This window comes from Asticcacaulis sp., assembly GCF_047605585.1.
In the GTDB taxonomy this organism is placed as follows: domain Bacteria; phylum Pseudomonadota; class Alphaproteobacteria; order Caulobacterales; family Caulobacteraceae; genus Asticcacaulis.
This window is the reverse complement of sequence record NZ_JASGFK010000002.1, coordinates 614,493-635,491: the sequence shown is the minus strand read 5'-3', so window position 1 is coordinate 635,491 and position 20,999 is coordinate 614,493. Positions and strand designations below refer to the sequence as shown.

18 protein-coding genes are annotated in these 20,999 nt (G+C 59.4%); 7 read left to right on the top strand and 11 right to left on the bottom strand.

What is annotated here, in order from left to right:
- Positions 1 to 126 precede the first annotated feature (126 nt).
- The 5 genes from parE (at position 127) to QM647_RS08735 (ending at position 6,320) form a co-directional block, all read left to right on the top strand.
- Entirely contained in the window at positions 127 to 2,205 is a 2,079-nt protein-coding gene (gene parE / locus QM647_RS08755; protein ID WP_414995125.1) for a DNA topoisomerase IV subunit B, read from the top strand.
- 183 nt (positions 2,206 to 2,388) lie between these two features.
- On the top strand, positions 2,389 to 3,855 hold the full coding sequence (locus tag QM647_RS08750) for a DEAD/DEAH box helicase (RefSeq protein ID WP_414995124.1): 1,467 nt from the start codon (positions 2,389 to 2,391) through the stop codon (positions 3,853 to 3,855).
- A gap of 131 nt (positions 3,856 to 3,986) precedes the next feature.
- Positions 3,987 to 5,045 (top strand): GGDEF domain-containing protein, encoded by a 1,059-nt coding sequence (locus tag QM647_RS08745; protein WP_414995123.1) that lies wholly within the window; start codon positions 3,987 to 3,989, stop codon positions 5,043 to 5,045.
- 72 nt (positions 5,046 to 5,117) lie between these two features.
- A complete protein-coding gene (locus QM647_RS08740) occupies positions 5,118 to 5,861 on the top strand; it encodes a lysophospholipid acyltransferase family protein (RefSeq protein ID WP_414995122.1) in 744 nt (247 codons plus the stop codon).
- Positions 5,862 to 5,915: 54 nt separating this feature from the next.
- Positions 5,916 to 6,320, top strand: coding sequence for a hypothetical protein (locus QM647_RS08735; RefSeq protein ID WP_414995121.1), 405 nt, complete (start codon positions 5,916 to 5,918; stop codon positions 6,318 to 6,320).
- On the opposite strand, the gene QM647_RS08730 is transcribed toward QM647_RS08735, so the two are convergent.
- From QM647_RS08730 to QM647_RS08690, 9 genes are read right to left on the bottom strand one after another with little or no spacing between them, the layout of a single operon-like run.
- Positions 6,298 to 6,684 (bottom strand): HesB/IscA family protein, encoded by a 387-nt coding sequence (locus QM647_RS08730; protein ID WP_414995120.1) that lies wholly within the window; start codon positions 6,682 to 6,684, stop codon positions 6,298 to 6,300. The genes QM647_RS08735 and QM647_RS08730 overlap by 23 nt on opposite strands.
- Before the next feature lie 2 nt (positions 6,685 to 6,686).
- Positions 6,687 to 7,079, bottom strand: coding sequence for an SUF system Fe-S cluster assembly protein (locus QM647_RS08725; RefSeq protein WP_414995119.1), 393 nt, complete (start codon positions 7,077 to 7,079; stop codon positions 6,687 to 6,689).
- A 12-nt stretch (positions 7,080 to 7,091) separates the two neighbouring features.
- Complete coding sequence (locus QM647_RS08720) at positions 7,092 to 8,306, bottom strand: aminotransferase class V-fold PLP-dependent enzyme (protein WP_414995118.1); 1,215 nt, start codon at positions 8,304 to 8,306, stop codon at positions 7,092 to 7,094.
- Complete coding sequence (gene sufD / locus QM647_RS08715; protein WP_414995117.1) at positions 8,296 to 9,348, bottom strand: Fe-S cluster assembly protein SufD; 1,053 nt, start codon at positions 9,346 to 9,348, stop codon at positions 8,296 to 8,298. Before sufD ends, QM647_RS08720 begins: the two co-directional genes overlap by 11 nt.
- Complete coding sequence (gene sufC, locus QM647_RS08710) at positions 9,348 to 10,097, bottom strand: Fe-S cluster assembly ATPase SufC (protein WP_414995116.1); 750 nt, start codon at positions 10,095 to 10,097, stop codon at positions 9,348 to 9,350. The genes sufD and sufC overlap by 1 nt, the downstream gene beginning before the upstream one ends.
- 8 nt (positions 10,098 to 10,105) lie before the next feature.
- A complete protein-coding gene (locus tag QM647_RS08705; protein WP_414995115.1) occupies positions 10,106 to 10,396 on the bottom strand; it encodes a hypothetical protein in 291 nt (96 codons plus the stop codon).
- The gene (gene sufB / locus QM647_RS08700) at positions 10,393 to 11,859 is read right to left on the bottom strand and encodes a Fe-S cluster assembly protein SufB (RefSeq protein WP_414995114.1); all 1,467 of its coding nucleotides are present in this window, start codon (positions 11,857 to 11,859) and stop codon (positions 10,393 to 10,395) included. Before sufB ends, QM647_RS08705 begins: the two co-directional genes overlap by 4 nt.
- Positions 11,859 to 12,968, bottom strand: coding sequence for a cysteine desulfurase family protein (locus QM647_RS08695; RefSeq protein WP_414995113.1), 1,110 nt, complete (start codon positions 12,966 to 12,968; stop codon positions 11,859 to 11,861). Before QM647_RS08695 ends, sufB begins: the two co-directional genes overlap by 1 nt.
- A 5-nt stretch (positions 12,969 to 12,973) precedes the next feature.
- Complete coding sequence (locus QM647_RS08690; RefSeq protein WP_414995112.1) at positions 12,974 to 13,519, bottom strand: Rrf2 family transcriptional regulator; 546 nt, start codon at positions 13,517 to 13,519, stop codon at positions 12,974 to 12,976.
- 172 nt (positions 13,520 to 13,691) lie between these two features.
- On the opposite strand from QM647_RS08690, the gene QM647_RS08685 reads away from it, so the two are divergent.
- A complete protein-coding gene (locus QM647_RS08685; RefSeq protein WP_414995111.1) occupies positions 13,692 to 14,342 on the top strand; it encodes an alpha/beta hydrolase in 651 nt (216 codons plus the stop codon).
- Here QM647_RS08685 and QM647_RS08680 read toward each other — a convergent pair whose 3' ends face one another.
- Positions 14,343 to 15,476 carry an anhydro-N-acetylmuramic acid kinase gene (locus QM647_RS08680; RefSeq protein WP_414995225.1) on the bottom strand — a complete coding sequence of 378 codons (1,134 nt, stop codon included), beginning with the start codon at positions 15,474 to 15,476 and terminating at the stop codon, positions 14,343 to 14,345.
- 81 nt (positions 15,477 to 15,557) lie between these two features.
- Between QM647_RS08680 and tyrS the strand changes: the two genes are divergently transcribed.
- The gene (gene tyrS, locus QM647_RS08675) at positions 15,558 to 16,817 is read left to right on the top strand and encodes a tyrosine--tRNA ligase (RefSeq protein WP_414995110.1); all 1,260 of its coding nucleotides are present in this window, start codon (positions 15,558 to 15,560) and stop codon (positions 16,815 to 16,817) included.
- Between the two features lie 47 nt (positions 16,818 to 16,864).
- Here tyrS and QM647_RS08670 read toward each other — a convergent pair whose 3' ends face one another.
- Positions 16,865 to 20,992: a DUF3971 domain-containing protein gene (locus QM647_RS08670; RefSeq protein ID WP_414995224.1), complete on the bottom strand. Its 4,128-nt coding sequence runs from the start codon at positions 20,990 to 20,992 to the stop codon at positions 16,865 to 16,867.
- Between the last annotated feature and the right edge of the window lie 7 nt (positions 20,993 to 20,999).

Here is a 20,999-nt window from a genome sequence, read left to right as displayed (position 1 = left end):
GTATTCTAAGCCTGGCCAAGGGCAAAGAAACGTCTGGCCGCATACCTTCGGGTATGCGGCTTTTTTTATTGCCGCTTCGACACCGGCTCTTTATGAAGTACGGCCGAATCACCGCATGCTAGAGTCATGACCTCCAATATTCCGCAATCCTCGCTTTTTGGGGATGAGCCCGAAAAGCCGTCGTCCGCTTCACCGGAAGCCGCGAAGCCTGCCGCCCCGTCCCAACCGGTGCCTCAGCCAAAACCCGTAAAACCCATTCAGCCTGTCACCGTCGACAGCGGATATGGCGCCTCCAGCATCGAAGTGTTGGAAGGCCTTGAGCCCGTGCGCAAACGCCCCGGCATGTATATCGGCGGCACTGACGAAAAGGCGCTGCACCACCTGTTCGCCGAAGTGCTCGATAACGCCATGGACGAGGCCGTCGCCGGCCACGCCAAGGCCATCTGGGTCGAACTGGACAAGGACGGCTATCTCAGCGTTCGCGACGATGGCCGCGGCATTCCGGTCGATCCGCACCCCAAATATCCGGACAAGTCAGCACTCGAAGTCGTCATGACCATGCTGCATTCCGGCGGCAAGTTCTCCGGCAAGGCCTATGAAACCTCAGGTGGCCTGCATGGCGTCGGCATTTCTGTCGTCAATGCCCTGTCGGAAAAGCTGGAAGTCACCGTCTGGCGTGATGGTTTTGAATGGCAACAGAGCTTTTCCAAGGGCCACAAGCTGACAGACGTTATCCAGGTAGGACCTTCGAAAAAGAAGGGCACACTGGAACGCTTCCTGCCGGACCCGGAAATCTTTGGCCAGGGTGCGCATTTCAAACCTGCCCGACTCTACCGCATGGCCAAGGCCAAGGCCTACCTGTTCCGCGGCGTGCAAATTTTCTGGAAGTGCGCGCCAGACCTGATCCACGACCAGACGCCGGCCGAGGACAAGTTCTACTTCCCGAACGGTCTCGCCGATTATCTGGCTGAGCGCGTCAAGGACACCGAAACCCTGGGAGATATCTTCTCCGGCCGTGTCGAGCGTAAAGGTGAAGCCGGCGCAGTCGAATGGGCCGTGGTATGGTCCGGCGCCGGTTTTGGTGAGCACGATGGCTTCTGTCAGAGCTATTGTAACACCATCCCCACGCCCGATGGCGGCACACATGAGGCCGGCCTGCGCGCCGCCCTCACACGCTCGCTCAAAGCCTATGCCGAAATGACCGGTGACAAGCGCGGGGGCCTGATCACGGCGGAAGACGTGGCCGCCCAGGCCGGCATTGTGATCTCGGTTTTCATCCGCAATCCGGAATTCCAAGGCCAGACCAAGGACCGCCTGTCGTCCAATGACGCCCAGCGCCTGGTCGAAAAGGCGCTGGCCGACCCCTTCGACCACTGGCTGACCTCGGCGCCGAAACAGGCCGATCGCATCCTGCAGTTCATCATTGAGCGCGCGGAAGACCGCCTGAAACGCCGCAAAGACAAGGAAGTGGCTCGCGCTTCAGCCACGCGCAAGCTACGCCTGCCTGGCAAGCTGGCGGATTGCGCCCGTCAGGACGCGGTGGGTACGGAACTCTTCATCGTCGAAGGCGATTCCGCCGGCGGCTCCGCCAAGCAGGGCCGTAACCGTAACACCCAGGCCATCCTGCCCCTGCGCGGAAAAATCCTGAACGTGGCCTCGGCAACCGGAGACAAGATGCGCGCCAATGCGGAACTGTCCGACCTGGGCCTGGCCCTTGGCGTGCAGCCGGGTGCCAAATTCAAGGATGCCGACCTGCGTTACGAACGCATCATCATCATGACCGATGCCGATGTCGACGGCGCACACATCGCATCGCTGCTGATCACCTTCTTCTACCGTACTATGCCGGGCATGATCCGTAACGGCAACCTGTTCCTGGCCATGCCCCCCCTATACAAGCTAAGCCACGGCAAAGAGGTGCACTATGCCCGCGATGACGCGCATCGCGCCGACTTGATCGCCAAATATTTCAAGAACAAGAAACCTGAAATCGGCCGTTTCAAGGGTCTGGGCGAAATGATGCCAGCCCAACTCAAGGAAACCACCATGGACCCGAAGACGCGCACCCTTGCACGCGTCACCCTGCCGCATGAGGAAGAGGATATCGAGGATCTGGTGGAAACCCTGATGGGCCGTAAGCCGGAACTGCGCTTCCGCTATATTCAGGACCACGCCGAGTTCGTTGCGGACGAGCTGGACGTGTAAAACAAAAAAACCTGTTAATTACGGCAAATTCTGATATCAGACACGCATGAACCCGAACCGGTTCATGCGTGTTCGTTTTTGCGGACACCGGCCGCCCTTCTCTGCGCCACGATCGGCGCGCCGCATTTTCATACCCGCAAGACCGCTTGCCGGATTGAATGTGCATTCAAATAACAGAGTGTCATGACAAAATTTTCCGATCTGGGCCTTGGCGAACAGATTCTCAAAGCCGTTGCCGAAACCGGTTACGATACCCCTACCCCCATCCAGGCACAGGCCATTCCGGTCGCCATGACGGGCCTGGATGTACTGGGCATTGCCCAGACCGGCACAGGCAAAACCGCCGCCTTCACCCTGCCTCTGATTGAAAAGCTGGCGGCGGGCCGCTCCCGCGCCCGGATGCCGCGCGCCATCGTGCTGGAACCGACGCGCGAACTGGCCGACCAGGTGGCCGAGGCCTTCGAGAAATACGCCAAATACCACAAGCTGAACTGGGCGCTACTGATCGGCGGCGTCTCCATGGCCGACCAGGTGGCCAAGCTGGACAAGGGCGTGGACGTGCTGATCGCCACGCCGGGCCGCCTGCTCGACCTGTTCGAACGCTCCAAGGTCATGCTCAACGGCGCCACCCTGATGGTGGTCGATGAAGCCGACCGCATGCTCGACATGGGCTTTATTCCCGACATCGAGCGCATCTTCAAGTTGACCCCGCCAACACGCCAGACCCTCTTCTTCTCGGCCACTATGCCGCCGGAAATCACGCGCCTGACGGAGCAGTTCCTGAAGAATCCGGTTCGCATCGAGGTGGCGCGTCCCGCCACCACGAACGAGAACATCACCCAGTATGTCGTGCGCGTGCCGCACAAGGATGCCAAGGCCAAGCGCATTGCCCTGCGCGCCCTGCTCAAGACTTTGGATATCAAGAACGGTATCGTCTTCTGCAATCGTAAGACCGATGTCGATATCGTCGCCAAATCCCTGAACGTACATGGCTTTAATGCCGCACCGATACATGGCGATCTCGATCAGGCCCTGCGCATGAAGACGCTCGACGCTTTCCGCAAAGGTGAGTTGACTCTGCTGGTGGCATCGGACGTCGCCGCGCGTGGCCTGGATATCCCCGCAGTCGGTCATGTCTTCAATTTCGACGCGCCCATCCATGCCGATGACTATGTCCACCGCATCGGCCGCACCGGCCGCGCCGGGCGAACCGGCGAGACCTACCTGTTGCTCTCACCGCATGACGAAAAGAATTATGACAAGGTCGTCAAGCTCATCAAGAAAGAGCCGGCGACGCTCGATCTGGAGGTCGATTACAGTGCCCTGGATTCGGCACCCCGTACCTCCTCACGTCCGCCGCGTCGCGAATCGGGCCGTAGTCGCGGCCGTCCTGAACGTGATCACAAGATTAAGACCGCCGATGTAATCCCTGAAACACCGGTTGAGACGAAAAGAGTGAAAAAAAAGCCGGAAAGCGCAGAAATTATTGAAGCCCCGGCCAAGGTACCCGCTGCAACTGAAAAGTCAGTGCATGCATCCGCATCAAAAGAAAAGAAGCCTGAAAAATCAAAAACTAAAGCAGAGTCCGACACACCATTCGGTGACCACGTACCGGCCTTTTTGATGCGCTCATCGGGACCAAAGGCATAAAATACTGTGTTTTTTTGACGAACGCCGTTAACCGCCTGTCAGAGAAATTTGTCTAAGGTGCGAAAAGCCAATTGAGAATCAGTTGGCGTCTGACCGCCAGGGACGGTCTCTGAAAGGGGGCCTGTGAACGAATGAACAACGACATAGAGATCAGCGTAAGAAGTCCTGCCGCCTATGCGCTGGCTGCGGAAGCCTTGCGCCTGATGCAGGATCATGGCGTATGGCCCACCCCGCTGAATTACGAGCTTTGGCTTTACGTCGCCGGTGATCCGGAGTCCCCTCTGGCGCAGGAAATCATGCGACTGGTCGCTGCCGGCGAAACCATTACCGAAGACGTTTCTGAAAGCCTGGCCACCAAGTTCATTGCCCGCCTGAAGCTGAACGACGAAGTCCGCGACGCCGGGCTCAAGCTAACGCGCGAACTGGCCTCCATCACCGAAGTGATTGTCGAAGCCCAGCAAGCACAGAAGACCTACGGCGAAACCCTGGAAGGCGCCCGCCGCTCGATGAGCGAAGTCGATGCACTGGCCCTTAAGGGCCTGATTGACAGCCTGACCGAAGCCACCACCACGGTCCTCGATCATCATTCCCTGCTCGAAGGCCGCCTCACCGAATCTTCCCGCGAAGTCAATCGCCTGCGTAAGCATCTGGATCAGGTGCGTATGGAGGCCATGACCGACGCGCTGACCAATCTGGCCAACCGCAAGTCATTTGACGAATCCCTCGATCGCCATTGCGAAGGTGACGATCCAGGTGCCCCGCTGACCCTGGCAGTCATCGATATCGACCACTTCAAGCGCTTCAACGATACCTGGGGGCACCAGACCGGCGACCAGGTCCTGCGTTATGTAGCCTCTGTTCTGGCCCGCATCGGCCGGCCGCCGCGCCTGGCCGCCCGTTATGGCGGCGAGGAATTCGGCCTGCTCTTCCCCGGCGAAACCAGCGATACGGTCGAAAGACTGCTTAACGAGGCACGCACGGAAATCGCCTCGCGTGTGCTCAAGCGCCGTTCCACCAACGAAGACCTAGGTACGGTGACCATCTCCGCCGGTGTGGCCCAGCGTGAATATGGCGAAGACGCTTTCGACCTGCTCGACCGGGCCGACAAGGCGCTTTACATGTCCAAGAATGCTGGCCGCAACCGCGTCACCATCGCCGAAGACACAACATCGGCCTCTTCCGCCGCCTGATCTGACTGACCGATCCACATTGACAACCAATTTGAACAGTGTTCAAATTGGTTGTCTTTTTGTGGGATCGCCATGCGCAGTTTTCTCTTCGCCGTCGCCTACTGGTGCCTGTCTATCGTCTACAGCCTGATGGCGCTGGTCCTGACCCTGTTTCCCGGCCGCAAGCCGGTGCAGTGGATTATCCGCCGCTATACCCGCCGAATGGTCCAGGCCATGCGGATCTTTGCCGGCATCCGTCTGGAAGTGCGTGGCCGCGAGCATATCCCCGATCAGCCGTTGATTTTTGCCTGTAAGCATCACAGCTGGGGCGATGGCTTCTGCATCTATTCACAGTTTGACGACCTAGCCTTCGTTACCGGCGATCATCTCGAAAAATTCCCGCTGATGAGCACCCTGTTGTCCAAGCTCGGCGCCATCGTGGTCAATAACTGCGGTGGGATCGAAGCCAGAAATGCGCTGACCAACCGCTCCGCCGACGCGGCCCGAGACGGCCGCCATATCCTGATCTACCCCGAAGGCCATCTTAATGCGCCCGGCACTTATCGCCGCTATCGCTCCGGCGTCTGGCACATGATGACCAATTTCAACATGCCGGTTGTACCAGTGGCCACAAATCTGGGCCTGTTCTGGCAGGAAGATCATTACAAGAAGACATCCGGCACAGCCGTACTGGAATTTCTCGAACCAATAGTTCCCGGCATGGACAAGGACGTGTTTCTGGACACCTTGCGCAACCGCATCGAGCAACGTTCCCAGGAACTGATCAGCGAAGCGACCGGTGAGCCCGTTACCCCTTCCCGTCTGGTAACAGGTTAGGCATTAACGAAAAAGCAGTTATCGCGTGGCCTAATGAATAAAAGAGGTGACGCGATGACGGATGCATTTTTCAGGCTGACCGTTGATGAGCCCCAGAAGCTGATCACCATGCGCTTCAAAGGAGCGCAAAGCAGCCACTATTATACCGACCGGATCATCAAGGCCTACAACGAAATCCATCAGCCGTGGACCTACCGACGGCTAATGGATTACCGCTACTGCGAAACCAATCTAAGCTTCACGGACCTGGAAAGACTGGGCGCCAACTGGACGGAACTGACGCGTGGCCTGGATGTCCATCACTACGTCGCGATACTCGCCGGTGATGCGCTAACCCGTGTTCGCCCTGCGACTTACAGTCATCTGTTTCCCAATCAGGATATTCGCGGCTTCTCGAACCTGCATGATGCCTTGGGCTGGCTGATGTCCACGCCGGTCAATCAGCCTGCGCAGGCTTGATCGTCACGCTTTCCCCGCACCCGCAAGCGTCTGTCTCGTTCGGATTATTGAACACGAATTTGGAAGCCAGCTTGGTCGTCTCGTAATCGATCACGGTGCCGACGAGATAGAGCACGGCTTTCGGCTCGATCAGAATGGTGACGCCCTTGTCGTTGACCACTTCATCGATCGGCCCGATCTCTTCGGCGTACGACAGCACATATTCCTGACCAGCACAGCCGCCCTGCTTCACGCCAACGCGCAGGCCGACATAGGGCTTGTCGGCTTTCGCCATGATAGCCTTGACCTGATCGGCGGCTGCATCTGTCAGGGAGACAACGGCGGGACGCGGACGACGCTGACGAGGTGTAATTTCCATATTCATGATCAGAACATATTCAGTTGCAGCTTGGCTTCGTCGCTCATCTTGGATGACTCCCAGGGCGGATCGAACACCAGATTTACATCGCAGTCGCGTACCCCTTTGACGGTCAGCACGGCTTCCTTGACCCAGCCCGGCATTTCACCGGCTACCGGACAGCCCGGTGCGGTCAGGGTCATGTCGACCACGACATCGCGATCGTCCGACACATCGACTCGGTAGATCAGGCCCAGTTCATAGATATCGACCGGGATTTCCGGGTCGAAAACGGTCTTGAAGGCCGCGATCAGGTCGTCGGTCAGGCGCGTCAGTTCTTCCTGCGCCAGGGCGGATGGCTGATTGGCGCCCATATCTTCCAGGCTAAACAAGGACTCTTGTGATTCAGCAGCTTCAGTCATGGGGCTCACACTTTACGCGAAGAAGGATTGGGCTTTGGCGACAGCCTCGGCCAGGACATCGATCTCGGCTTCCGTATTATATAGGGCGATGGAGGCGCGAACGGTAGAGGTCACGCCCAATCGGGTCATCAGGGGTTCGGCGCAGTGCGTGCCCGCACGGACGGCGACATTGTAGCGGTCAAGGATCTGCGCCACGTCATGGGCATGAGCCTGGCCGAGCGAAAAGGTCAGGATCGATCCCTTGCCCGGCGCCTCGCCATGCACGCGCAGGGAATTGATCTGCGTCAGGGCGTCGTGCGCACGCTGATACAAGGCGTGCTCATGCGCTATGACCTCGCTACGGTCGAACTGCGACAGCCAGTCGATGGCTGCCTTGAGGCCAATCACTTCGAGAATGGCCGGCGTGCCCGCTTCGAAGCGATGCGGCGGCTCGTTCCAGGTGATCTTTTCCTTGGTGACATGGGCGATCATCTCGCCGCCCCCCTGCCAGGGCGGCATGGCTTCCAGCAATTCGGCCTTGGCATAGAGCACGCCCAGGCCGGTCGGGCCGTAAAGCTTGTGCGCCGAGAAGGCGTAGAAATCGGCATCGAGCGCCTTCACGTCCACCGGCAGGTGAACGACGCCCTGGCAGCCATCGACCATGACTTTCGCAGCCACCGCATGGGCCTTGGCGATGATCTCGGCAATGGGGTTGATCGTGCCCAGCACGTTCGACATATGGGCGACGCAGATCAGTTTGACCTGCGGGGTCAATAATTGATCGAAAGCGGCCATGTCGAGCGTTCCGTCATCGAGGATCGGCACATAGACCAGCTTCACGCCCTTGCGTTCAGCCAGCATGTACCATGGCACGATATTGGCGTGGTGCTCCATCTCGGTGGTCAGGATCACATCGCCGGCCGTGAGGCTTTCGCCCCAGGTGTTGGCTACCAGATTGATTGATTCCGTCGCCGACTTGGTGAAGACGATTTCGTTCGTTTGCGCACCGATAAAGCGCGCCACGGTCTCGCGGCCGGCCTCATAGGCGTCGGTGGTCTCATTGGCCAGGGTATGCAGGCCACGGTGGACATTGGCGTAGGAGTGGCGCATGGCGTATGACATGGCGTCGATCACGGCATTCGGCTTTTGCGCCGAGGCGCCGCTATCGAGATAGACCAGCGGCTTGCCCTTGATCTCACGCGACAGGATCGGAAACTCGGCGCGCGCCTTTTCAACGTCAAAGGGCATGAAAACTCTCCGACGCATTCTCAAGGAAATTCAATACGGTTTCTCGCAACACCTCATCCTCAATGGCATCGGCCACCGGCAGAACAAAGGCGTGGGTCAGCATGGCGCGGGCCGTCTCTTCCGGAATGCCGCGGCTCTCACAGAAGAACAAGGCTTCCTCGTCAAGCGCGCCGATCGTATTGCCGTGCGCGCACTGCACGTCATCGGCATAGATTTCCAGTTCCGGCTTTGCGCGGATATGGGCGCCGTCGTTCAGGATCAGGGCCTGATGGCGCATACGTGCGTCGGTGCCATCTGCACCCTTTTCGACTAGGATGCGGCCTTGGAAAACGCCGGTGGCGGTATCCTTGACCAGGCCCTTGATCAGTTGCGCTGTCTCGCCATTGATCTGACTGTGCGTCACCCGCGTGGTCAGATCAAAATGGCGCTTGTCTTTCAGCAGGTAGGCGCCGTTCATCTCGACGACCGCGCCATGGCCGGCGTGGTTCACATGCGTCTCAAACCGCTGGAACTTTGCGCCTGAGGAAAAGACATACTGCTTGAAGACGCTGTTCGGCGCGGTCTCAACTGTTGACTGCCGCACCGAGACGGCGCTTTCGGGCTCATCCAGGATCACCACGCGCGTCAGCTTCGCGCCCTCGGCCAGAGTGAAACTTAGGTGGCTATGGACGGCATAATCGAAGGCGCCGGTATAGTCCTCGAAGACCACCAGTTCCTGATTGGCGGCCAGACTGATTTCACCGCGTCCCTGGTAACCGAGATAACCGTCCTCATCACCGAAGTCATTACCGTCGATATAGAGACGCCCGTGCGCTTTCTGCATGGCGAAATCGGCTGCGGCTTGCAGACCTTCAAAGCCGGCTTCATCGGCCGAGAAATAGACAAAGCCATCCGGCTCCGCTTCCAGTTCAGAGAGCGTGCGGACGACCATCGCCTTCTTGGGAGCGTCACGCAGGACGCGGCTGAGGTCGGAATATTTCCATTCCTCGTCTTGGCGCGTCGGGTATGACGACGGATCGAAAATGTCCAGCTTGGGGAGCATTACGCCGCTTCCCCCAGATACTGGTCATAGCCGTGGGCTTCCAGTTCCAGCGCCAGTTCCGGACCACCGGAGCGGACGACCTTGCCGGCGACCAGCACATGCACGCGGTCCGGCTTAATGTGATCGAGCAACCGTTGATAGTGGGTGATGACCAGCATGCCGCGATCGGGCGCGCGCAAGGCGTTCACACCATCCGAGACGACCTTCAGCGCATCGATATCGAGACCGGAATCGGTCTCATCGAGAATCAGGAATTTCGGTTCCAGCAACGCCATTTGCAGCACTTCCATGCGCTTCTTTTCGCCACCGGAGAAGCCGACATTGAGCGGACGCTTCAGCATATCCATGTCGATTTTCAGCGTCTTGGCGACTTCTCGCACGCGCTTGAGGAATTCCGGCGCGGAAACCTCGGTTTCGCCACGCAGCTTCTTTTGGGCGTTAAGCGCCGTGCGCAGAAAGGTCAGGGCCGGCACGCCAGGGATTTCCAGCGGATACTGGAACGACAGGTAAAGCCCGGCCGCGGCGCGTTCGTGTACGTCTTTATCGAGCAGGTCTTCACCGTTGAAATCGACGCTGCCACCTTTGATTTCATAATTCGGACGGCCGGCGAGCGCATAGCCAAGCGTCGATTTGCCGGCGCCGTTCGGCCCCATGATGGCATGCACCTCACCGGCGGGCACGTCCAGCGACAGGCCTTTCAGGATCTGCTTGGTGTCAACAGCGACGGATAAGTTTTTGATCGAAAGCATTGATAATCCTACACACAACTGCCCTGAGAGCAGGCGTAATAAATCAGTCCAATAATCCAGAGGGAAGCAAACGCAGGCACGACACCAATCAACGCATAAAGTCCAACTTTAGGAGATGCTCGGAAGATGTAGAGCACAGTGAAAAACCAAGCTGCAAACGACACTATAGCGAGCGGGGTTGAAACACTGAGCACATAAAAACCACCCAAGCCCCAAGCATTGGCCTGAAACAAAGCCGTGGCTAACGCCAACGCATAACTGCCCCAAAGCGGCAAAATCGATTGCTTTACGGTCGTCACCCCACACTCCCCTCAAGTGAGATCGCCACCAGTTTCTGTGCCTCAACGGCGAATTCCATCGGCAATTCCTGCAACACATCGCGGACGAAGCCATTGACCAGCAGCGCCACCGCCTCTTCCTGGCTAAGGCCGCGCTGCATGGCGTAGAAGAGTTGATCCTCAGATAGACGCGTCGTCGTCGCTTCGTGCTCGAACTGCGCTTTGGCCGTATCGCTCTCGACATAGGGCACGGTGTGGGCCGCGCAGGTCTTGCCGATCAGCAAGGAGTCGCATTGGGTAAAGTTCCGCGCGCCGGAGGCCCGGGCGTGGGCCGAAACGATACCACGGTAGGTGTTGGACGACTTGCCCGCCGATACCCCCTTGGAAATGATGCGCGACTTGGTGTTCTTACCCAGATGGATCATCTTGGTGCCGGTATCGGCCTGCTGCGCGCCATTAGTAACGGCGATCGAGTAGAACTCACCGACGCTCTCGTCGCCGCGCAGGATGCAAGACGGATATTTCCAGGTCACGGCTGAGCCGGTTTCCACCTGAGTCCACGACACCTTGGAGCGCGCGCCCCGGCAATCGGCTCGCTTGGTGACGAAGTTGTAGATGCCGCCCTTGCCTTCGGCATCGCCCGGATACCAGTTCTGCACGGTCGAGTACTTGATCTCGGCATCGTCCAGCGCCACCAGTTCGACCACAGCGGCATGAAGCTGGTTTTCATCGCGTTGCGGCGCCGTGCAGCCCTCCAGATAAGAAACGTAAGCGCCCTTGTCAGCGATGATCAGGGTGCGCTCGAACTGGCCGGTGTTTTCAGCATTGATGCGGAAATAGGTCGACAGCTCCATCGGGCAGCGTACGCCCGGCGGCACATAGACGAAGGAGCCATCCGAAAAGACAGCCGCATTCAGGGCGGCGAAATAGTTATCCGACACCGGGACAACCGAGCCCAGATATTGACGTACCAGGTCAGGATATTCGCGCAAGGCCTCTGAAATTGCGCAGAAAATGACGCCGGATTTTTTCAGCTCGTCCTTAAAGGTGGTGACGACCGACACCGAGTCGAACACGGCATCGACCGCATATTTCGGCGCCCCCACCACGCCCGCCAGCACTTCCTGCTCCTTCAGCGGGATGCCCAGCTTGGCATAGGTTTTCAGCAGTTCAGGATCGATCTCGTCGAGCGACTTCGGGCCGTCCTTCTTCTTTGGCGCGGCGTAATAGTAGAGGTCCTGGTAGTCGACCTTCCGGTAATTGACCTTCGCCCAGTCCGGCTCTTCCATGGTCAGCCAGCGCTCATAGGCGGCCAGACGCATCTCCAGCATCCATTCGGGCTCGTTCTTCTTGGCGGAAATAAAGCGCACGATATCGGCGTTCAGTCCCTTGGGGGCGAACTCCATTTCGATATCGGTGACAAAGCCGTGCTCATAGGTTTCCAGCCCGGCGACCGTCTCGATGGTTTCCTTAACCGCAGCCATTATACCAGTTCTTTCGCATGACGCTTCAAATACACTTCATAACCCTTTGACCAGACGTCATAAAAACGCTGCCAATCTTCTGCTTTCGTGGTCCATCCGGACGAGATGCGAAGCACCTTATCCGCCAGGTTCGGGCGCCCCATATTCGTAACCACCCGGCTCGATTTCACCTTGCCGGAGGAACAGGCCGAGCCCGAACTGACGCAGATCCCAGCCATATCCATATGGATCAGTTGCAGGTTCGACGCCCAGTCACCTTGCGCGATATAAAGGATGCCCGGCACGCGCGCCGCCGCCTCACCCAATATGGTGACGCCAAGCGCCTTTAGCGCGGCCTCGACCGAATTTTGTGCGCTGCATAGATCGTCGGATGCGCCATGGCAAGCCTTAAGCGCCGCCGCGAAGGCCGCGATGCCGGCAATGTTTTCGGTGCCAGCGCGCAGCCCAAGCTCCTGGCCGCTGCCCGTAATCAGCGCCTTGAGCCTATGATCACGGTTATAGATCAAGGCACCGACGCCCTGCCCGCCACCGATCTTGTGCGCGCTCAAGGATAGTGAATCCGCACCCAGGTCGGCGAAATTGATGGCGATTTTGCCCAACGCCTGCACCGCATCGACATGCAGCCAGCCGCCTTTGGCATGAACCAATGCCGCCACCCTGGCGACATCGTTGATTACGCCGGTTTCGTTATTGGCCAGCATAAGCGAGACAAACGGTCGGCCTTCGTGATCCAGCAGGCTTTCCAGCGCCGTCAGATCAACCTCGCCCGTTGTCTGCAGGGGCACGATGCCTGCGCCGGATACCGCGCCATAAATGCTGTCGTGTTCGCCTGCGGAAATCAACGTGTAATCGTACACTGCCGCCTGATGCAGGGCCAATGCATTGGCCTCCGTACCGCCGGAGGTAAAGACCAGTCCACCAATGCCAATCGCATTGACCGCCGACAGGATGTCGTTGCGGGCGTCTTCCAAAACCAGCTTGGCCTTACGTCCCAGGCTATGGACCGAAGAGGCATTACCCCCCATCTCGGACGCATTCAGAAAGGCCTCGCGCGCTTCGGGGCGAAGCGGCGATGTTGCGGCATGGTCGAGATAAAGAATATCGGCCACGCTGCTTAAGCCTCCATCATCACAGGCGCATGGATTTCCGGCGTGGAGATCTTCACTGTCTTGCGGGTACGCTTGCGCACCACGTCTTCCAGCGACACCTGACTCAGATAGTCATGGATGGCCACGCCCAGATCTTCCCACAGATTGTGCGTCAGGCAGCGCTGGCCACCCGGCATGCAGCCAATCTCGCGCACAGCCTGATCCTTGCTCAGGCGCTTGTTGGCGCCCAGCTTGTTGGAGGTCATGGAGCAACGTGTGGCCTTGATAGGCTCATCCACGGCCAGCACGATCTCGGAAACGAACAGGGCGCTGCTTTCGCGCGCCAGGGTATAGCCGCCACCAGGACCGCGCGCGCTCTTGACCAGACCGGCTTTGCGCAGGCGGGCGAACAGCTGCTCCAGATAGGACAGGGAAATCTGCTGGCGCTCGGAAATTTCGGACAGGGAAATCGGGCGATTGCTGCCATTGGCGCCCTTGTCGCCGCTCTGGGCATTGAGCGCCAGGTCGGTCATGGCCATGACCGCGTAACGTCCCTTGGTGGATAGGCGCATAATGAGTTCCTGTACGGATTTGTTTCAAAAACCTGCGCAAAGAGAAATCTTTGTGCTAAGAGGCGCAAAGGCTGCCTGCGGCTGTCTGGTTCTGAATGTAATAATTCCGACTAGAACAGTCAACTATTATGGGCATCCGCATGACAAATTTATGATTCTACAAGGTGATTGAATGCCCGAAGTCATTCTGGCCGGCGCCGCCGGACGCATTGAAGCCCGCTATAGTGCCGGCAAAACGGAAAATGCGCCGATCGCGTTGATTCTGCATCCGCACCCTAAGGCGGGCGGCCATATGAATAATCCGGTCACGGCACAACTGTTCCTCCTGTTCATGGCGCGCGGCTTCTCGGTCCTGCGCTTCAATTTCCGCGGTGTGCAGAAAAGCCAGGGTGAATTCGATTCCGGCGTGGGCGAACTGGCCGATGCCGCCACGGCGCTCGACTGGCTGCAGGCCAAGAACCCGACCGCCTCGCAATTCTGGGTCGCCGGTTATGATTTCGGCGCCTATATTGGCATGCAACTGCTGATGCGCCGTCCGGAAACCGATGGCTTCATCTCGGTGTCGCCGCCAACCAATGCCTATGATTTCAGCTTTCTGGCGCCCTGCCCGGCCTCGGGCATGTTCCTGCACGGCGGCAATGACACGATCGTGCCGACCGCCGAAGTCGATCGCGTGGTCGCCAAGCTGCGCACCCAGAAGGGCATCACCATCGCCTCGGAAGTTGTGCCCGAAGCCAATCACTTCTGGAACGACCAGCTTCCCGAAGTCGAGCGCCGTGTCGGTGCCTATATCGACCGCCGCATGGCCGGCGAGAGCGAATAATTATCCCGCCAGGGACTGCCGGCGTGTCTTCGGGTAACTGACCCGGCCGCCGGTGAGTGGCGCCTTGACGCCGGTCGTGCCGGGAAAGGAAATCGGCAGGCCCTTCAGCGAACGCGCCGCCATATAGGCAAAGCCCTCCGCTTCCAGCGCACCGCCGCGCCAGCCCAGGTCTTCGGCCAAGCGCACCTGTGCGGGCGCCAATGCCTGCGCGATCTGATTGACCAGATGGCGATTATGCCGCCCGCCGCCGGCCAGGATGACCGTTTTCGGCATGACACCGGTAAGTTCAATGCCGGCCAGCAGGCTTTGCAGGGTAAAGGCGCTGAGCGTCGCCAGACCATCCTCGAAGCTTAGCGCCTCAATCGCTTGCAAAGTAAAATCATAGCGATCGAGTGACTTGGGCGCCGACGCCTTGAAATAGTCATGCGCCATGTAGGCAGCGACGATATCACCATCCACGTGGCCGGAAGCAGCGATGCGGCCTTCATGGTCGAAATCGCCACGGCCATGGCGACGCATCCACTGGTCCATCAGCCCATTGGCCGGCCCCGTATCCATTGCTACCAGTCCCTTGTTGGAAATGGCGGTGATATTGGCGACCCCACCGAGATTAATCACCACCAGCGGCAGCTCCAGCCCGGCATTGCGCGCCAGTGCCTCGTGATAGACCGGCATCAGGGGCGCGGCCTCCCCCCCTGCCTCTATATCCGCCTGGCGAAAATCGCAGACCACCGGCACGCCCGTCAAATCGGCAAAGGCCTGACCATCGAACAGCTGAACCGTACGGCCCTTCACACCATTCTTCGGGCGTTCGTGCAGCACGGTTTGGCCATGGACACCAAGCACATCGAGGTCGGCAAAGCCCATGCCATGACGCGCCAAAAACTCACTGGCCGATTGAAAGTGACACTCGACAATGGCTTGCCGCGCGATGTCGAATATAGCCGGCTCGGTCTCGCCGCGCGGCCATTTCAGCGCCACCTGGATCGTCTCTTCCAGAAGGCTGCGCGTTGCCTTCGGCATCGGCAGTTCCGCCCACGGTCCGAAAACAACCTCGGCCTCGCCATCGGTATCGAGCACCGCCATGTCGACGCCATCGAGCGAGGTTCCGGTCATAAAACCCAGCACTTTCATCACGGGAGGCCTCTTATGTCTTGACGTTGCGCCATATATCGGGCCACACAGGCGGCCCATATCTCAAGCCCTATTGCTATCATGACCGATCACAGCTTCAAATCCGAATTTCTGCGTACGCTGCAAGAGCGCGGCTTCATCCATCAGTGCACCGACGCCGAGGCGCTCGATACCCTGGCGGCGGCTGGCCCGATCACGGCCTATATCGGTTATGACGCCACGGCCTCGTCGCTGCACGCCGGCCACCTGGTCCAGATCATGATGTTGTACTGGCTGCAAAAGACCGGCAACAAGCCGATCGTGCTGATGGGCGGCGGCACCACCAAGGTGGGCGACCCGACCTTTAAAGATACCCAACGCCCTCTGCTGACCGACGCGCAGATCCAGTCGAACATGAACGGCATCAAGTCGGTCTTCAACAACTTCCTGACCTTTGGCGAAGGCAAGACCGACGCCATCATGGTCAATAATGACGACTGGCTGTCGGGTTTCGGTTATATCGAATTCCTGCGCAATTTCGGCACGCACTTCACCATCAACCGCATGCTGACCTTCGATTCCGTCAAGCTGCGGCTGGAACGCGAACAGCCGATGACCTTCCTGGAATTCAACTACATGCTGATGCAGGCGGTCGATTTCCGCGAGTTGAACAGCAAGTATGACTGCGTGCTGCAGATGGGCGGCTCCGACCAGTGGGGCAACATCATCAATGGCGTCGAACTGACCCGCCGCATCAACAACAAGGCGGCATTCGGCCTGACCACACCGCTATTGACCACGGCATCAGGCGCCAAGATGGGCAAGACGGTCGGCGGTGCTGTATGGCTCAATGCCGACGCCCTGAGCCCGTATGATTACTGGCAATACTGGCGTAATGCCGAGGACGCCGATGTGGGCAAGTTCCTGCGCCTGTTCACCGATCTGCCGATGGATGAGATTGCGCGTCTCGAAAAGCTGGAAGGCGCCGAGATCAACGAGGCCAAGAAGATCCTGGCCGATGCCGCCACGCGCATGGTCCATGGCGCCGAAGCCGCCACCACGGCGCGCGATACGGCCCAGAAGGCTTTCGAACAGGGCGTACTTTCGGCCGACTTGCCGACCGCCGAGATCGAAGCCACTGCGCTTGAGGAAGGCATCATGCTGGCGGCACTGGCCACCCGTATCGGCCTGACTGCCTCCAATGGTGAGGCTCGCCGCCTGGCCCAGGGTGGCGGCCTGCGCGTCAATGATGTGGCGATCAATGACGGCAATCAGCTGTTGACAAAGGCCGATCTCAACGCCGATGGCGTGATCAAGGTATCTCAGGGCAAGAAGAAGATCATCCTGATCAAGCCGATCTGATCGACCCACCCTTTACAAAATCAAAGCCGGCTGCAATTCCAGCCGGCTTATTTTTTGAGCAGCTTGTCGTTCTTGTCGCGCAGGTCATCCAGCCTGTTGTTCAGGTCCGGCAGGTCGAGCGCGGGGAACGGATCGCGCCGGCTGGAATCGAACCACACCTTCATGAAGCCCGGCAGGACGACTGACAGCGGATTGACCATGACCTCCGGTGTCTTCTGGGTGCCGTGGACATGATACTTGATCCCGACCAGCCCCAGCCCCTTGGATCTCAGATCGCCGAAAATCCCGTTCACACCATAGGCCGGGATCAGGGTGCCGCTTAAGGACAACGCCTTGCTGTCGAGATCGGTGGTCCCCCAGACATTGATGCCCAGGGCCTGGCCCTTGGCATAACCGTCACGGATAAAGACGAGGTCGTCCTTGTAGCGGATAGGGAAATCGAAGTCAGTGAACAAGATGCCGTCGCCCACCAGGGTGTCGTTGAGCCCCTGCAACGAAGCCACCGTCAACAGCTGCGCCAGCAGGGGAATCTGCTGGGCGCGCACATCGTGGCCGCGCAGGGAGGCATCGAGCTGACCACCGGAATAGACGCCATCGAAGACCGCAACGCCACCCCTGACATTACGGTTGCCGGTCGCCGTCCTGATGACATCGCCGAGATTGCCGGTCCGCGCCGTGAACAGGCTGTAGCTGCCCTGCGAGGTCATGGACAGGGTGAACGGACTACCGTCCATGCTTTCGCCATGCCCCGAACCGCTTAGTCCGTTGTGACCGTCCCAGGTCAGATCGAGGTTCACATCATTGAACACGCCATCCTCGACCATCCGCACCTTTGACAGGTCAACCACCAGATGGGTGGCCTGCGGCACAGTGTCCGGCGAAGCACTGGCGGCATCCGCGGAGGGCTTGACCGCGTCCGCCACCGTCTTGATGACCCGTTCGCGCTTTGCATCGAGCCACGGCCGCAGGTCAAGCTGCTGGCCGCTGATCGAAATGATATTGGTCTTCTGTTCCGGCAAGGCGTAGTATTTGAAGGCAACATCGATGAAATCCTTCAGGTACACGCGCGAGAAGTCTCCGAACTCGAGCGCCCCACCTTCCGAGAAAGACGCCCGGCCGTCGATACCGACACGATCGCCCTCGCCATAGATCCGCGACAGGTTGGTGCCGCCCTGGTCACTCTGCTCATCGAAGGAGACAGCGAAACGCGCCGCCTCCCCCAGGGGCTTTATCCAGTCGGTCGCCTTGATGCCGATAACGGCCGGGCCGGCATCGAGATTGAGCACGGCTGCCGGCTGGCCCGGCGTATCGTAAAGACTGAAGACCATACCGACATTGCCGGAAACGCGCACCGGCGCCTGCGAATAACCTAAGGCCGCCAGCACCGCGTCGCTGGTCTGGCCACGCACCTGCAGGGTGTAGGGCACCGAGGTATTGGGCAGGGTAATCGCTGGGGGCGCACCGTGTCCGCGCAAAGGCATGTCGAAATCGATCGTTTGATCGAGCAGCTTGACCTGCCCGGTCAGGGTCGTGTCATCCTGCTGCCAGAGCGCCGTGACATTGACCGGCGCCGGCGGCGTGAAAAAAGCTTTCGGCAGGCCCAGCACATACCAGTCATCCGGCATGACCTTCATGTCGAGGCGGCGCTGCAATTCGTCGCTGCCGGGAATTTCGCTCCAGCCCAGCACGGCGGTCATCTGGTCAAGTTTCAGCAGGGCTTCGCGCGACTGGCCATCGAGCGAGATATTGACGGTCAGGTGCCGTGGCTCGCTGAACATCGGCAGAGCGCCGTAGCCCAGCTCATCGGCCTCTTCCGGAGTGATGACGGACTTATAGACCAGGCGCGGGCGCTTGCCATCGATATAGGCGATATCGCCGGAGAGGCTCTCGGCTTCCAGCTCGCCGCTCCAGATATCGCCGGAGCGCAGGAGCGAAATACGCGTCGGCAGTTCGCGCTTGAGATGCTCGAATATTGGCAAACCCTGGTTTTCCATGCCATCGGCCAGGGTCACGCCCTCGATCAGCATGTCGGTCGGGCGCTGGTCACGGCTTTGCGGATCGCCGTTCCAGCTGACATCGCCACGGAAGATATCGGAGACGATCTGCCCTTTGCCGTCCCGGCCGGTGACCAGGAACTTGCCGGTAATGGCCACCGGCACCTTGGGAGAACCACCAAATTGCGCCGCATTGAAATGGCCGTTGAAATCAATATCCTGCGACCTGACGTTCATCTGCGTTCTGTAGCTGATATCGCCGTAGTAAGGCCCCAGGTGCGCCGGGCCGGCCACCACCAGCCGATCCGCAAGCAGATCGCCGGTCACGGTCAGTTGCCCCTGGCTCATATCCCAGCCCAGGGCCGCCTGCTTGAAGGCGCCATTGTTGATATGGCCGTCGAACTTCACACTGAAATTGTCATTGGTGATGTCGCCGAAGACCGGGAAGGTGATCTCGACATGGGCTGTTGCCGCCCCGCTCAGGCGATCGCGAGTCAGGCCGCTCTGGCTGAGATGGTTGTCGGTAATCGGATCGATGGCCTCAATCACCCCCGGCACATCCGATTGGGCGTCCAGCCAGATCCGCGTGTGGGCACGGCGGTCGCGGAAATCGGGCACGCTCAAGCCGCCCTTGGTCAGATGCACATCGACCAGACGCCCGGCCGTGACATCCATGGCGAAGCTGTTGCCGAGCAGGATGCCGTGGCCCTTCAGTTCCTGAGCGTTTTTCAACCGCTTTTCGAGAAAAAGTTCCAGGTTCTGGAAGTCAAAATCCAGCCGCAGGTTTTCATTGGACAGGTTATGGAAATCGCCGGGCTGGGCCTTCAGTACAAAGTCCGCATTGGCGAAGTCGCCACTGCGGATGCGATCGATCAGGCTGTCACGCGTATTGGGCGCCAGGTCTTCCGGCCAGAAGGCAAAGACCTCTTCCTTGGTGAACCGGCCCTTGATCTGCGCGGTCAGATCGGCGCCCAGTTCACCCTTGTCATCGGTATAGACCACGCCCTTGCTGGAGAGCGGCGCGCCATTGATCAGGCCGGTGACGGTGTCGATCTGCAGCCGGCGCTGGCGCGGCACATAGCTGCCCTTCAGGTGGGCATTGTTCAGCGTCTGCAGGGCGAAATCGTCAGCCAGGCGCGCCGTGACGCGCGGGCCGTTGAAATTGAACGCCAGAGTCAGATCGCGCTTCGCCTTGACATCGCCTGCCTGGATAGTGACCGTGCCCTTCAAGTCGGTATCGAGCATGCGCGACCGTACCCGGAAGGTATCGAAGGCGGCGGTATGGGTGGCAGAGGTGTAGTTGGATCTGATCCGCGCTTCCTCGAAGGTCTGGTGGAAATCGCCTATATCAATCCGCCCCTGCCCGGCATGCAGGTCCAGCCGGGCGCCTTCGAAGCCCTTCTTCTGGCTGTAATCCACCCGCGCCAGGCCATCGACCGGCGCATTGATACCGGCCAGCATCCGCGTGAGGCCTATGGACGGAAAGACCCGGCTGGGCACCAGGTTGTGGATATTGGCCGAGACCGTCGCACGCTTCAGCCCCACAGTGCCGGAAGCGACAGCATTGAAGGTGGCCGGCGTGCCCGGCGTGATCCCCAGCCCATCGATTGACAGAGTAGCATGAGCCGACATCTGGCCATGCAGCTTGGTAAAGTCGACGGTCGAGACATTGGCCGTCCAGTCGAGCGGCCCGTCCTCCTGGATCAGGCGCAGCTGGCCGTTTCTCAGGCTGAGCTGACGGGTGAAGCTGACCGGCTGCCCCAGTTTTTCCGGCCCGGTCAGATCATAGAAGAACCGCGCCAGGCCGGTGGAGGCCCCCGGCTTGCCATGCGCATCGTATCCGAGATCGTAGCGCCCCTCCTTCGAGACAGATGCCGCGACGAAGAAATCCTCGGCCGTCAGGCGGGCTGGCGCAAAATGAGCCACCAGAAGGCTATCCGCGGCCAGCGCAGCTTCCAGCTTGCCGGCGCGGGCGATGATGCGATGCTGGCGGTCGGTGATGATCAGGTCTTCGAAACGGAAGCCGACTGCGCGTGCATCACCGAACCACACCAGGTCCATGTGCTTGATGCTGGCATCCGTCTTGGGTAATTGCTTTTCAAGGCGCGATTCAATGATCGAGCGCAGCCCATCGACCCGTATAGGCCCCTGGGACAGTCGAAAACCCAGGATCAGAACCATGAACACG